The sequence below is a fragment of the Reyranella humidisoli genome (assembly GCF_019039055.1).
GTDB lineage: Bacteria > Pseudomonadota > Alphaproteobacteria > Reyranellales > Reyranellaceae > Reyranella > Reyranella humidisoli.
This window is the reverse complement of record NZ_JAHOPB010000001.1, coordinates 2,796,386-2,808,524: the sequence shown is the minus strand read 5'-3', so window position 1 is coordinate 2,808,524 and position 12,139 is coordinate 2,796,386. Positions and strand designations below refer to the sequence as shown.

Sequence of the window (12,139 nt, the reverse complement as noted above, 5' to 3'; positions counted from 1 at the left end):
AGCCAAGCACGCCACACTTTGTTTGTCCCCACGGAGCTTCGGCAAGCCGGGATTCGGCTCTTGCGGGAAACGCCGTGTATCGATAATCTTGGATAGATACACGGCGTTACCCAGAAGGAGACTTCCCGTGGCCAAGGCATTTCCGACCGACAATCCGTTCCTCAAGGGCTACTTCGCGCCGGTCAACACCGAGGCCGATGCGGGACATCTCCAGATCAGTGGCGAGATGCCGAAGGAACTCTGCGGCACTCTCTATCGCAACGGGCCCAACCCGCAGTTCGCACCGCGCGGTCCCTATCACTGGTTCGGCGGCGACGGCATGATCCACGCCTTCCACATCGAGAACGGCAACGTCTCCTACAAGAACCGCTGGGTGCGGACGCCCAAGTGGAAGATCGAGAACGAGGAGGGCGAAGGCCTCTCCGGCACGTTCGGCAATCCGCGCTACACCGACCCGCGCGTGTTCGCCCTGAACTCGACCATCGCCAACACCAACATCGTCTGGCACGGCGGCAAACTTCTGGCGCTGGAGGAGGCGCATGCGCCCTTCTCGCTCGATCCGAAGAGCCTGATGCCGGTCGGCCCCAAGGACGGCGGCTACGAGACGTTCGGCGACAAGCTCATTGGTCCCTTCACCGCACATCCCAAGTTCGATCCCGAGACCGGCGAGATGATCTTCTTCGGCTATTCGGCGACCGGCCGCTTCACCAAGGAAGTCAGCCTCCAGACCGTGACCGCGGACGGCACGGTGACGCGCGCCGAGATCCTCGACGGTCCCTTCCCCTCCATGATCCACGACTTCGCGGTGACGAAGAACTGGATCGTCGTGCCGATCTTCCCGCTCACCTCGTCGATGGAGCGCGCCATGGGCGGCCTGCCGCCGTTCGCCTGGGAACCGGACAAGGGCACGCACATCGCCTTCATCCCGCGCAAGGGCACCGTGGCCGACGTGAAGTGGGTGACCGCGCCGCCGTCCTACGTCTTCCACCCGATGAACCATTTCGAGACGGCGGACGGCAAAATCGTGATCGACGTCATGAAGTACGACGTGGCGCCGCTGTTCCCGCTGCCCGACGGCTCGCCCTCCACCAAGGAGCCGCCGGCCGCGCGCCTGTTCCGCTGGACCTTCGACCTGTCCGGCCAGTCCAACACCTTCCGCGAGGAGCAGCTCGACGATCGGACCGGCGAGTTCCCGCGCTTCGACGAGCGCTTCTGCATGAGCGACTACCGCCATGGCTGGATCGTGTCGGGCAACATCACCCATGCCGGCGTGCGCCGCGGCGAGGGCATCACCCATTACGACCTGAAGAAGGGCACCAACGCCACCTGGAAGGCGGGCGAGGACGACCGGTTCGGCGAACCGGTGTTCGTGCCGCGCCACGACACGGCGGCCGAGGGCGACGGCTGGGTGCTGGCGACGATCTTCCGCTCCGCCGAGGGCCGCAGCGACCTCGGCGTTTTCGAGGCGACCGACATCGCCAAGGGGCCCGTGGCGCTTGCGCATCTCAGCAGCCGCGTCCCGGCGGGCTTCCACGGCAACTGGCGGCCCGGTACGCTGTAGGATGATCACCGTCCATCACCTGAACAATTCCCGCTCACAGCGCATCCTCTGGATGCTCGAGGAGCTCGGCCTGGCCTACGAGGTGAAGCGCTACCAGCGCCAGCCGTCGATGCAGGCGCCGCAGGAGTTGCGCAACGTCCATCCGCTGGGCAAGTCACCGGTCATCACCGACGGAGACAAGGTGCTGGCCGAATCCGGCGCGATCCTCGAGTACCTGTCGGAAACCTATGGCGAGGGCAAACTCACCCCGGCCGCCGGCACGCCGGAGCGGCTGCAGTACACCTATTTCATGCACTACGCGGAGGGCTCGCTGATGCCGCTCCTGTTCATGAAGCTGGTGTTCGACCGCATCCCGTCGCGCGTGCCGTTCTTCATGCGGCCGGTGGCCCGCGCCATCTCCGGCGGTGCGGACAAGACCCTGCTGGCACCGCAGATCGGCAACCACTTCATGTTCCTCGAAGGCGAGCTGTCGCGCCGCGAATGGTTCGCCGGCCCCGACTTCACGGCCGCCGACATCCAGATGAGCTTTCCGCTGGAGGCCGCGAGCGCGCGCGCGCCGGCGATCCGGGGAATGCCCCGGCTCAAGGGATTCCTCGACCGCATCCATTCCCGCCCCGCCTACAAGCGGGCCCTGGAAAAGGGCGGCGCCTACGACTACGCGAAATAGCGACAACCGCTTGGGACCGGGGCCGGCGCCGTGCTAGGCCCGTAACCCGACACGAAGACGTACGAATCCAAGGAGCGAAACGATGGCCCTTCCCGCCCTGCTGCGCGACAACCTCTCGATCCCGGTGGTCGGCGCGCCGCTGTTCATCGTGTCCAACCCGGACCTCGTCATCGAACAGTGCAAGGCGGGAGTCGTCGGCTCCTTCCCGGCGCTGAACGCGCGCCCGAAGGAGATGCTCGAGGAGTGGCTGAAGCGCATCACCGGCGAGCTGGCCGACTACAAGGCCAAGCACCCGGAGAAGAAGGTCGCGCCCTTCGCGGTGAACCAGATCGTGCACAGCTCCAACGACCGCCTGCAGCACGACATCGACATGTGCGAGAAGTACAAGGTGCCGATCCAGATCACCTCGCTGCGCGCGCCCGACGACGTGGTCGTCTCGGCGCACCGCTACGGCTGCCTGGTGTTCCACGACGTGACCAACGTGACGCACGCCAAGCGCGCGCTGAAGGCCGGCGTCGACGGCCTGATCCTGGTGTGCGCCGGTGCGGGCGGCCATGCCGGCCGGCTCTCGCCCTTCGCCCTGGTGCCGGAAGTGCGCCAGTTCTACGACGGCACGATCCTGCTGTCGGGCTCGATCTCCAACGGCGCCTCGGTGCTGGCGGCCCAGGCAATGGGCGCCGACCTCGCCTATCTCGGCACGCGCTTCACCGCGAGCAAGGAAGGCAACGCGACCGACGCCAACAAGCAGTGCATCATCGATTCGAACGGCGAGGAGATCGTCTACACGAACCTCTTCACCGGCGTGCACGGCAACTACATGAAGCGCTCCATCGCGGCCGCCGGCCTCGACCCCGACGCGCTGCCGGAAGCCGACAAGAGCAAGATGAACTTCGGCTCGGGCGGCAACATGAAGGTCAAGGCGTGGCGCGATATCTGGGGCGCCGGACAGGGCGTGGGCCAGATCCACGACGCGCCGCCGGCCGGCGAAATCGTTGCCCGTCTCAAGGCCGAGTACGAGGCGGCCCGCGCCGCCCTGTTCGCCGGCGAGACGGTGCCGACGAGCCTGAAGCAGGCCGCCGAGTAGCTGCTTCGCTTCCATGCACCGCCTCGCCCTTCTGGCGCTGCTCGTCCTGCCCGGCGCCGCCGCCGCCCAGAGCGGCGTCGAAGGGCGGCTGAACGAGCTGCAGCGATCGACGGCGGCCCTGTCGGCCCGGATCGAGCAGCTCAAGGTCCAGAACCAGCAGCTCCAGCAACGGCTGGAGAAGATGCAGGCGGGATTCGAGCAGCGCATCGAACGGCTGGAGAAGCGTCCCGCACCGGCCCGGCCCGTCCCGCGCGCCGGCGCCGCCAAGCCGTAGTCCAACGGCGCCAAATTCTGCTTGCCGATCCCCTGGCGACCGGCCTATTGCGGGCCATCGCCGGCCAGATGCACGAGCGCCGGCGACCGAGAGACGGCGACATCCGACCCGAGTGTACCGCGCTCCCGCTCACCTTCGTGACGGCGCAGCATGACAGTCGCTTCCAGGTCCTTTCCCCTTCGTCGCTAGCCATGGCCCCCGATCCCAAGGCCCGACAGGCCGCCCTGTTCCGCTATGTCGAGCTGTTCCTCGACGAGGTGGAGAGCCGTGGGCGCGAACTCGATCCCAAGGAGTGCGAATGGCTGGCCGAGGTGCTGGTGCGCCTCGGCGCCGGCCAAACGGACTGCGAGCACGCCATGCGCCAGCTCGAGATGCTGCTGGCGACCGACCTCCCCCTGAATCGACGCCCCCACGATCCCGGCCTGCCGACGATCGGCGAGTATCGCAGGCTGGTCGGGTTGCTGCGCGACGCGTCGATGTAGCGGGTTGGCCGTCGCGGGCCCGCTCAGACGACCGTGCCGAACACGCGGCCGATGCCGGCGGTCAGTGCCATGGCGAGCGCGCCCCAGAAGGTGACGCGGACCGTGGCGCGCCAGACATCGGCGCCGCCCGCACGCGCGCCGATCGCGCCCAGCAGGGCGAGGAAGAGCAGCGAGGCCGCACTGACCGCGCCCACCAGCCAGCCGGCCGGCGCCACGACCACCATGAGCAAGGGCATCGCCGCGCCCACCGAGAAGGTCGCGGCCGAGGTCAGCGCGGCCTGGAGGGGACGGGCCGCGGTCGCGCCGGATATCCCGAGTTCGTCGCGGGCATGCGCCTCCAGGGCGCCCCTGGTCATCAGCTGCTCGGCCACCTGCCGCGCGAGCGCGGGTTCGACTCCGCGGCCGACATAGATCTCCGCCAGCTCGTCCCGCTCGAAGTCCGGATTTGCGGCGAGTTCAGCGCCCTCGCGTGCCAGGTCGGCATGCTCGGTGTCAGCCTGGGAGCTCACGGAAACATACTCGCCCGCCGCCATCGACATGGCGCCGGCCACCAGTCCGGCGATACCCGCGATCAGCACGTCGCCCGGCGCCGTGGCGGCCGCAGCCACACCCACGATGAGACTTGCCGTCGAGACGATGCCGTCGTTGGCCCCCAGCACGGCGGCGCGAAGCCAACCGATCCGTTGGACGAGATGGTTCTCCCGATGCACTCGCAATCTGGTCATGTCCGGTTCCGCCGATCGCTTACAGGTGCTTCGTCAGCATAACCCTGGCCGCCGAAACGGCCGCTCAAAAATGCCCGTGAGGAGCAGGTCCGGCAGGATGGCGTCTCTTCTGCGGACCAATGCCGTACCGGCAAGAGCGTTGGAGGTTCACGAACGCCCTTCGAGCGTCGCCGCGGTGCTTTCCTCGTTGGCGAGATAGCCGCGAATTGCCGCCTCGCCGTCCAGCGCCCGATCGGGTTCGCGTCCGTCGCCGTGGGCAATGAGTTGCAGGCAGAACCAGCCGAGGCCCGCCTTCGCGGGCACGATGCGCTCCTCATAGGCTTCGGCGCGATCCGTCTCGCCGCGCAGCAGGCGATTGGGCAGATCGGTGTCGACGCACATCGGCCGGCCAAGCCCGATCACGTCGCACGCGCCCTCCTCCAGCGCCGCTTCCATCGCGGCCAGCGTGCGGAACCCGCCGGTCAGCATGATGGGCACGGTCGCGACCTTCCGGACCGACCGCGCATAGTCGAGGAAGTAGGCCTCGCGCCGGACCGTACTTTCCTTGGCGCCGCTGCCCATCATCGCGGGCTTCTCGTAGTTGCCGCCGGAAATCTCGATCAGGTCGACCGAGGCCTCGCCCAGCCACGTCACGACCTGAAGGCATTCCTCGTTCGAAAAACCGCCTTGCTGGAAATCCGACGAATTGAGCTTCACCGAAATGCAGAAGCCGGGTGCCGTGGCCGCCCGCACGGCGCGTACGACCTCGAGGAGCAGGGACGCGCGGGCGGCGATATCGCCACCCCAGCGATCGTCGCGCCGGTTGGCCAGCGGTGTCAGGAACTGGCTGAGCAGGTAGCCGTGCGCGGCATGGACCTGCACGCCGGTAAAGCCCGTCTCGTGCGCCACCCGGGCGGCATGGGCGAAGCGGCGCGGCAGGTCGGCCACTTCCTCCGCCGTCATCGCGCGCGGGTGTGCGAAGGCGCTCTCGGGCAGCGCCAGCGGAACCGCCGAGGGCGCCACCGGCTGGTCGCAGACGCGGCGCGGCGTCTGGCGGCCTGGATGGTTGATCTGCATCCAGAGCTGCGTGCCGTTGACCGTGCCGGCGCGCGCATAGGCCCGAAGCGCCTCAAGCCCGTCATTGCCGTCGATCACCACATTGCCCGGCCGTTCGAGGTAGCGCCGGTCGACCTGCACGTTGCCCGTGACGACGAGCCCGGCGCCCCCCGCGGCCCAGCGTCCGTAGAGCCTCACATGCCGTTCGGTGGCACGGTTCATCCCATCGGCCAGCCCCTCGGTAAGCGGCGCCTTGCCGATGCGGTTCTTCAGCACGACGCCGTTGGGCAGGGTGAGCGGCTGGGCGAGATGGAGCTGACTCAGGGCTGACATGCGGGCGAGTGTGCCAAACCGGAGCCGCCCCCGCGAGCACGCCGTTTCGGCAGCAGAAAGGTCCCTCGCTTCGCTGGGGGGGACGCGCTAGAAATCGCGCCGCATGATCCGCCGCCTGTATGACTGGGTGATCCGCCTCGCCCAACACAAAAACGCCATCCCCGCGATGGGCGTGGTCTCCTTCATGGAGAGCTCGTTCTTCCCCATCCCGCCGGATGTGATGCTGGTGCCGATGGTGCTGGCCAACCGGGAGAAGGCCTTCAAGATCGCGCTGGTCTGCACGATCTGCTCGGTGGCGGGCGGGCTGTTCGGTTATGCCATCGGCTACTATTTCTTCGAGACGCTGGGTGCCTGGGTGGTGAAGACCTACGGGCTGCAGGCGGGCCTCGCGGCGTTCCGCGCCGGCTTCGCCGAGTACGGCACCTGGTTCATCCTGATCAAGGGCCTGACGCCGATCCCGTACAAGCTCGTGACCATTGCTTCAGGCGCCGCGCATTTCGACCTGTTCACGTTCGTGTGGGCGTCCATCTTGACGCGTGGCCTGCGGTTCTTCCTCGTGGCAGCCTTGCTGTGGAAGTTCGGTGAGCCGATCCGGGCCTTCATCGAGAAGCGCCTGACCCTGCTTACCTGGCTCTTCCTGTTCGCCCTGATCGGCGGATTCGTCGTCGTCCGGTTCCTCTTCTAGGGTCTTGCAATGGCCGCAGCCCAGCGCCTTCCCCTTCCCAGCCAGCTCGGCCTGATCGCGCTGCTCGGCAGCGGCGTGATGATCGGCGGCGCGTTCTTCTTCCAGTACGTGATGGGCCTCGCGCCCTGCGAGATGTGCCACTGGCAGCGCTGGCCACACTTCGCGGCGATGGCCGCGGGTCTCGCCGCCTTCGCCTCGTCCAGCCGGCCGCGCCTCGCCACCATCTTCGTGGTGATCGCCATCGCTGCCATCGCCATCAGCTCGGCGATCGGCATCTTCCATGCCGGCGTCGAGTATCGCTGGTGGCAAGGCCCGCAATCCTGCACCGGTACGGTGCCGACGGGTCTCTCGCCCGAGGAGCTGAAGAAGTACCTGTTCGGCGCCAAGATGGTCCGGTGCGACGCGATCGTGTGGTCGCTGTTCGGCATCTCGATGGCCGGGTGGAACGCGATCCTGTCGGCAATCCTCGCCGGCGGCCTCGCTTCGTCCCTCTCGCGGGTGGCCAGAACATGAAGACCGGTGACAACCGCAATCCCGGCGATCCCGATCCCCGCCAGGTGGTCGAGCGCACCATCCGCGTCGACCAGGCGGGCGAGTTCGGCGCCGTGCGCATCTACGAAGGCCAGCTCGCCGCGCTGCGCTGGACCGGACGGAGCAACAGCGAGACCGGCCGCCGTATCCAGCACATGGCCGCCCAGGAACGCCAGCACAACAAGGTGTTCGACAGGCTGCTGGTCGAGCGCCGGGTGCGGCCGACCGTGCTGTCGCCGCTGTGGAGCGTCGCAGGCTTCGCGCTGGGCGCCGCGACGGCGCTGATGGGCGACAAGGCCGCCATGGCCTGCACCGTTGCCGTCGAGGAGACGATCGAGGAGCATTACGCTGAACAGGCGGCCAGGCTCGGCGACGACGAGAAGGACCTGCGCGCCACGGTCGAGAAGTTCCGCGACGAGGAGATCGAGCACCGCGACACAGCGCTCGCCGCGGGCGCCGAACAGGCGCCGGGCTACGAGGCGCTGTCCGCCGTGATCAAGACCGGCTCGCGGCTGGCGATCTGGCTATCGACTCGAATTTAGCTAATGCACCCCGTCATCTCGACCGGAGCCTCGCTTAGCTAGGCGTAGCGGAGAGATCTGCGATCCTCGCGCAAAACGACGGAAGGACGGGGAAGGCTTCAACACCATCATCTTTTCTGAACCGTGCGGGCTCTCGCGCCTCAGAAGGCGCTGCCGCCCGCCGGTGCTGGATCAGGGCTAAGGTCGTTCACGTGCGAACGCCTTAGCCCTGATCCAGCTCCGAATCCCAATACAAGAAGTCACGCCAGCTCTCGTGGAGGTAGCCCGGCGGGAAGGCGCGGCCGTGTTCCTGCAGGAGCTGGGTCGAAGGCTCGACCGGCGCACAGTGCAAGACGAGACCGCTTTCCCTGAGCAGCCTGTTTCCCTTCAGCAGGTTGCACGGGCTGCACGCGGTGACGACGTTCTGCCAGCTCGTGCGGCCGCCGCGGGACTTCGGCACGACATGGTCGAAGGTGAGTTCGTTGGTGGCGAAGTCGCCGTTGCAATACTGGCAGGTGAAGCGGTCGCGCAGGAAGACGTTGAACCGCGTGAAGGCCGGCCGGCGGGCCGCCGGCACGTATTCCTTCAGCGCGATCACGCTGGGCAGCCGCATCTCGAAGGTCGGGCTGTGGATGATGCGCTCGTACTGCGAGACCACGCACACCCGGTCGAGGAACACGGCCTTTACGGCGTCCTGCCAGGACCAGACGGACAAGGGAAAATACGACAAAGGCCGAAAATCGGCGTTGAGAACCAGCGCATGGCAGGACTCAAGGCCCGGTGTCACGGCTAAGTCCGCCGCCTCGGAGTGGGACTACTCGGAAAGTCTATCCGGTCCAACATGGCGGCCATAGTGGCCGGACTCCGGGCGAAACACAATATGCGGGAAGAACTGTCACCCACATGTCATCTAGTCGCACGGGACGTGTCATAGTCGGCAGCACCTGACTCGGGGGAGACGAGGTTGGAGTTCCTGACGAAGCTGCCGCTGCTCACCGCATTCGCCTTCACGCTGATGCTCACCCTCGTGTTGCCCCGCCTGCTGGAGCGCCTCCGTCTGCCGGGACCGGTCGGCTACATTCTCGCCGGCATCGTCCTGGGGCCGCAGGTCCTCGGCATCCTGAAGCCGGATGGGCAGGTCATTCATTTTTTCTCCGAGATCGGCAAGCTGCTGTTGATGTTCTTCGCAGGCTTCGAAGTCGATCTCGCGCAGTTCAACCGTGCGCGGCGCAAGGCCGCCACATTCGGAGCATTGACCTTTGCCTGTCCTTTCATCCTGGCGATCGCGATGGCCGCGGCGCTCGGCTATTCCCCCAATGCCTGTGCCGTGATCGGCGCGGTCCTGGCTTCGCACACGCTGCTCGGCTTGCCGCTCCTCAAGCAGGCAGGCCTCATGGGCCGCGAATCGGTCGTGGCCACGGTCGGCGCCACCGTATTCACCGACCTGCTGTCCATCTTCGTGCTCGCGATCTGCCTGCCGATCCATCTCAGCGGCTTCGACCCGAAAAGCGTGCTGATCGAGATCCTGTGGCTCGCGCTCTACGTGCCCGCCGTGCTGCTGGGACTGAGTTGGCTGGCCAGGAAAATGCTCGCGACGATGGGCACGACCAAATCGGCACGGGCGCTGATCATGCTGCTGGTCATGGCGATCGCCGCGCAGGTCGCGGAATGGATCGGCATGGAGGGCATTATCGGCGCCTTCCTGGCGGGCGTTGCGCTGAAGCGAGCCTTCGACGACACGCCGAGCGACGATTCGCTCGAGATCATGAGCCAGACCCTGTTCATCCCGGTCTTCTTCATCGCGGCTGGGTTCCTCGTCGACTTCAGGGTCTTCTTCACCACCCTGCGCGAGCAACCGCTACTGGTAGTGGGCGTGCTCGGCGCATTGTTCGGCGGCAAGTGGCTGGCGGCCGAAATCGCGGGGCGCCTGCTGGGCTACGCCGCGCCCGACCGGCGTCTGATGTTCTCTCTATCGGTGCCACAAGTCGCCGCCACACTGGCCGTGGCCCTCGTGGCCTACGCCACCCGGAATGCCGCCGGCCAGCGCCTGATAGACGAGCCGATGCTGAACGCCACCGTGGTTCTGGTGATCGTAAGCTCGCTGATCGGCCTGGTCCTGACGGACCGGGCCACGAAGCAGATCGCAACGCCCAACCCGCCTAGCGGCTGAGCCGCTCCCGCGCGCCAGCCTCCGAACCCAGCGTCGCCGCGGCGGTGGCGAGCGCCACCACCGAGAGCACCATGACGGCGGCATAGCCGCCGGTGAGATCGTGCAGCACCCCGCCGATCCAGGCACCGAGGAAACCGCCCAGCCCCATCCCGATGGCGATCAGCCCGTAGATGCGGCCGAAATGCGCGCCGCGATAGCGCAAGGTGGCGAGCGTCGAGATCATCGGCCCGCGCGAGCCCATGCTGCCGCCGAACAGCAGCACGAAGGTCCACAGCCAGAAATCGTCGCCCGGCCCGCGCACCATCGCCAAGGCGCCCACGCCCGCGATCGAGCAGGCATAGGCCAGGATTGCCGCCAGCCGGCGCCCGCCGCGATCGGCCAGCCAGGAAAACCCGATCATGCCGAGCGGCGTCAGGAAGCCCGCAACCGCCATCGCGCGCGCGGCGTAGGGACCGTCCATGCCGCGCTCCAGCAGATAGACCACGCTCTGCGGCACCAGCGAGAAAATGCCGATCGACGTCAGCGCAAAGGACGAGGTGAGCGCCCAGAAGGGCCAATCGCGCAGCGCCTCGCCCACCGTGACGCCCGGCGCCGCGCTCTCGCGCAGCTTCGCGAGGCCCGGCGCCCCGCGCTCGATCTTCTTCCACGGCAGCACCAGCAGCAGCGGGATGAACAACGCGGTCAAGGCGGTGAAGACGAGATAGGCGTGACGCCAGCCATCGGTGTCGATCAGGTACTGAGCCGCCGGAAAGGTCGCCATCGCCCCGACGCCCGAGGCCGACCACGACACGGCGAGCGGCACGCCCAGCCGATCGGCCGGAAACCAGCGGCCGATCAGCGACGACGACAGGATGCCCGACAGCGAGGCCGCGCCGAACCCCATCATCACGCCCAGCGACAGGTAGAGATGCCAGAGCTGGCTTGCCTGCGAGGCGAGGGCGGTGCTGCCGGCCGCCGCGATCACGCCGATCACGGTCAGCGCGCGCAGGCCGAAGCGGTCGAGGATCCAGCCGGTGATGGGCGCCGCGGTGCCGCCGACCAGCAAGGCGAAACTGTAGATCAGCGTGACCGGGCCGCGATTGGCGTCGAAGTCGTGCTGGAGCGCGGGCACGAAGACGACGAACGTGTCGCTGACCGAGCGACTGGCGACGCCGAGCGCAAAACACAGCGCCACGAGCGCCCACGGCAAAGCCGATCCCATCGCCCCAACCTCGACGAGCCCGAGCGGCGATGCAAGCCGATTGCTGGCCCGGCAGGCTTGCATTCTCCGCATGCGCACGCCAGCTTCGGCGCCCGATTTTCATGTTGCGAGGGCCAAGGTGGACGACACTCTCATCATCAAGGCCGGCTTCAACGGCCCGCGCCTGTCGGGCAATGGCGGCTATGTCTCCGGCCTGCTGGCCGAGCGCTACAACAAGGCCTTCGGCGGCGACGGCGCGGTGGAGATCACGTTGCGCGCGCCGATCCCGATTGAGACCCGGATGAATCTCTTACGCGAGGACGCGGCGATCACGATGCGCGACGGCGACACGCTGATCTGCGAAGCGCGTGCCGGGAAGGTCGACCATCTCGATCCGCCGAAGCCACCCTCGGACTGGAATGCGGTGTTGCACCAGGACGCAGTCGGCGGCTGCGGCGAGGGCAGCGACTTCCAATGGTGCCTCGTCTGTGGCCGCAGCCGCGGCGTGGGCGACGGCTTGCGCGTGTTCGGCAGCCATTCAGGCAGCGGCACTTCCCTCTCCTGCTATGTGCCGCACGCCAACCACGCCGACGGTGACGGCCGGATCAGGCCGGAATTCCTGTGGGGCACGCTCGACTGTCCCGGCGCCTGGGCCGCCCAGGATCCCGACGACATACGTCCCGCCCTCACCGGCCGCATGACCGCGAAGGTGCTTGAACGCCCCAGGGTCGGCGAACGCTGCGCCGTCGTCGGCTGGCGCATCGGCGCCGAGGGGCGCAAGCTCTATTCCGGCACCGCGCTCTACACCAAGTCCGGCCGCCTCTGCGCGCTGGGCCACTGCACGTGGATCGTGTTGAAGGAATAAAGGGCCGCCGGCCGCACGACCCGCGT

At 67.4% G+C, this 12,139-nt stretch carries 14 protein-coding genes; 10 read left to right on the top strand and 4 right to left on the bottom strand.

Going from position 1 to position 12,139, the window contains the following annotated elements; all coding sequences use genetic code 11:
* Nucleotides 1-127 precede the first annotated feature (127 nt).
* The 5 genes from KQ910_RS13575 (at nucleotide 128) to KQ910_RS13555 (ending at nucleotide 4,068) form a co-directional block, all read left to right on the top strand.
* A complete protein-coding gene (locus tag KQ910_RS13575; protein ID WP_216960964.1) occupies nucleotides 128-1,561 on the top strand; it encodes a carotenoid oxygenase family protein in 1,434 nt (477 codons plus the stop codon).
* 1 nt (nucleotide 1,562) lies between these two features.
* Complete coding sequence (locus tag KQ910_RS13570; protein ID WP_216960961.1) at nucleotides 1,563-2,228, top strand: glutathione S-transferase family protein; 666 nt, start codon at nucleotides 1,563-1,565, stop codon at nucleotides 2,226-2,228.
* A gap of 82 nt (nucleotides 2,229-2,310) precedes the next feature.
* Nucleotides 2,311-3,312: an NAD(P)H-dependent flavin oxidoreductase gene (locus KQ910_RS13565; RefSeq protein WP_216960958.1), complete on the top strand. Its 1,002-nt coding sequence runs from the start codon at nucleotides 2,311-2,313 to the stop codon at nucleotides 3,310-3,312.
* A 13-nt stretch (nucleotides 3,313-3,325) separates the two neighbouring features.
* A complete protein-coding gene (locus KQ910_RS13560) occupies nucleotides 3,326-3,586 on the top strand; it encodes a hypothetical protein (protein WP_216960955.1) in 261 nt (86 codons plus the stop codon).
* 191 nt (nucleotides 3,587-3,777) lie between these two features.
* Nucleotides 3,778-4,068, top strand: coding sequence for a hypothetical protein (locus KQ910_RS13555; protein WP_216960952.1), 291 nt, complete (start codon nucleotides 3,778-3,780; stop codon nucleotides 4,066-4,068).
* A 23-nt stretch (nucleotides 4,069-4,091) separates the two neighbouring features.
* Here KQ910_RS13555 and KQ910_RS13550 read toward each other — a convergent pair whose 3' ends face one another.
* Together KQ910_RS13550 and KQ910_RS13545 are read right to left on the bottom strand one after the other, a co-directional pair.
* Nucleotides 4,092-4,793 (bottom strand): VIT1/CCC1 transporter family protein, encoded by a 702-nt coding sequence (locus tag KQ910_RS13550; protein ID WP_216960949.1) that lies wholly within the window; start codon nucleotides 4,791-4,793, stop codon nucleotides 4,092-4,094.
* Between the two features lie 147 nt (nucleotides 4,794-4,940).
* Entirely contained in the window at nucleotides 4,941-6,161 is a 1,221-nt protein-coding gene (locus KQ910_RS13545) for an NADH:flavin oxidoreductase/NADH oxidase family protein (RefSeq protein WP_216960947.1), read from the bottom strand.
* 103 nt (nucleotides 6,162-6,264) lie between these two features.
* Here KQ910_RS13545 and KQ910_RS13540 point away from each other — a divergent pair, with 103 nt between their 5' ends.
* Genes KQ910_RS13540 through KQ910_RS13530 form a run of 3 tightly spaced genes read left to right on the top strand, consistent with a single transcriptional unit; the run spans nucleotide 6,265 to nucleotide 7,919 of the window.
* Complete coding sequence (locus KQ910_RS13540) at nucleotides 6,265-6,846, top strand: YqaA family protein (protein WP_068192899.1); 582 nt, start codon at nucleotides 6,265-6,267, stop codon at nucleotides 6,844-6,846.
* 9 nt (nucleotides 6,847-6,855) lie between these two features.
* The gene (locus KQ910_RS13535) at nucleotides 6,856-7,359 is read left to right on the top strand and encodes a disulfide bond formation protein B (RefSeq protein WP_216960944.1); all 504 of its coding nucleotides are present in this window, start codon (nucleotides 6,856-6,858) and stop codon (nucleotides 7,357-7,359) included.
* Nucleotides 7,356-7,919: a demethoxyubiquinone hydroxylase family protein gene (locus KQ910_RS13530; protein ID WP_216960939.1), complete on the top strand. Its 564-nt coding sequence runs from the start codon at nucleotides 7,356-7,358 to the stop codon at nucleotides 7,917-7,919. Before KQ910_RS13535 ends, KQ910_RS13530 begins: the two co-directional genes overlap by 4 nt.
* 202 nt (nucleotides 7,920-8,121) lie before the next feature.
* Here the strand turns inward: KQ910_RS13530 and KQ910_RS13525 are convergent, their stop codons facing one another.
* Complete coding sequence (locus tag KQ910_RS13525; RefSeq protein WP_304628131.1) at nucleotides 8,122-8,613, bottom strand: HNH endonuclease; 492 nt, start codon at nucleotides 8,611-8,613, stop codon at nucleotides 8,122-8,124.
* Nucleotides 8,614-8,862: 249 nt separating this feature from the next.
* Between KQ910_RS13525 and KQ910_RS13520 the strand changes: the two genes are divergently transcribed.
* Nucleotides 8,863-10,068, top strand: coding sequence for a cation:proton antiporter (locus tag KQ910_RS13520; RefSeq protein ID WP_216960936.1), 1,206 nt, complete (start codon nucleotides 8,863-8,865; stop codon nucleotides 10,066-10,068).
* Here the strand turns inward: KQ910_RS13520 and KQ910_RS13515 are convergent.
* On the bottom strand, nucleotides 10,058-11,341 hold the full coding sequence (locus KQ910_RS13515; protein ID WP_216960933.1) for an MFS transporter: 1,284 nt from the start codon (nucleotides 11,339-11,341) through the stop codon (nucleotides 10,058-10,060). The genes KQ910_RS13520 and KQ910_RS13515 overlap by 11 nt on opposite strands.
* Nucleotides 11,342-11,387: 46 nt before the next feature.
* On the opposite strand from KQ910_RS13515, the gene KQ910_RS13510 reads away from it, so the two are divergent.
* Nucleotides 11,388-12,113: a hypothetical protein gene (locus KQ910_RS13510; RefSeq protein ID WP_216960931.1), complete on the top strand. Its 726-nt coding sequence runs from the start codon at nucleotides 11,388-11,390 to the stop codon at nucleotides 12,111-12,113.
* Nucleotides 12,114-12,139: the final 26 nt, after the last annotated feature.

Bases quoted from the DNA above. Each gene is read 5' to 3' on its own strand.
- KQ910_RS13570 (WP_216960961.1), top strand. From the start codon at position 1,563: ATGATCACCGTCCATCACCTGAACAATTCCCGCTCACAGCGCATCCTC.
- KQ910_RS13565 (WP_216960958.1), top strand. From the start codon at position 2,311: ATGGCCCTTCCCGCCCTGCTGCGCGACAACCTCTCGATCCCGGTGGTC.
- KQ910_RS13560 (WP_216960955.1), top strand. From the start codon at position 3,326: ATGCACCGCCTCGCCCTTCTGGCGCTGCTCGTCCTGCCCGGCGCCGCC.
- KQ910_RS13555 (WP_216960952.1), top strand. From the start codon at position 3,778: ATGGCCCCCGATCCCAAGGCCCGACAGGCCGCCCTGTTCCGCTATGTC.
- KQ910_RS13550 (WP_216960949.1), bottom strand. From the start codon at position 4,793: ATGACCAGATTGCGAGTGCATCGGGAGAACCATCTCGTCCAACGGATC.
- KQ910_RS13545 (WP_216960947.1), bottom strand. From the start codon at position 6,161: ATGTCAGCCCTGAGTCAGCTCCATCTCGCCCAGCCGCTCACCCTGCCC.
- KQ910_RS13540 (WP_068192899.1), top strand. From the start codon at position 6,265: ATGATCCGCCGCCTGTATGACTGGGTGATCCGCCTCGCCCAACACAAA.
- KQ910_RS13535 (WP_216960944.1), top strand. From the start codon at position 6,856: ATGGCCGCAGCCCAGCGCCTTCCCCTTCCCAGCCAGCTCGGCCTGATC.
- KQ910_RS13530 (WP_216960939.1), top strand. From the start codon at position 7,356: ATGAAGACCGGTGACAACCGCAATCCCGGCGATCCCGATCCCCGCCAG.
- KQ910_RS13515 (WP_216960933.1), bottom strand. From the start codon at position 11,341: ATGCGGAGAATGCAAGCCTGCCGGGCCAGCAATCGGCTTGCATCGCCG.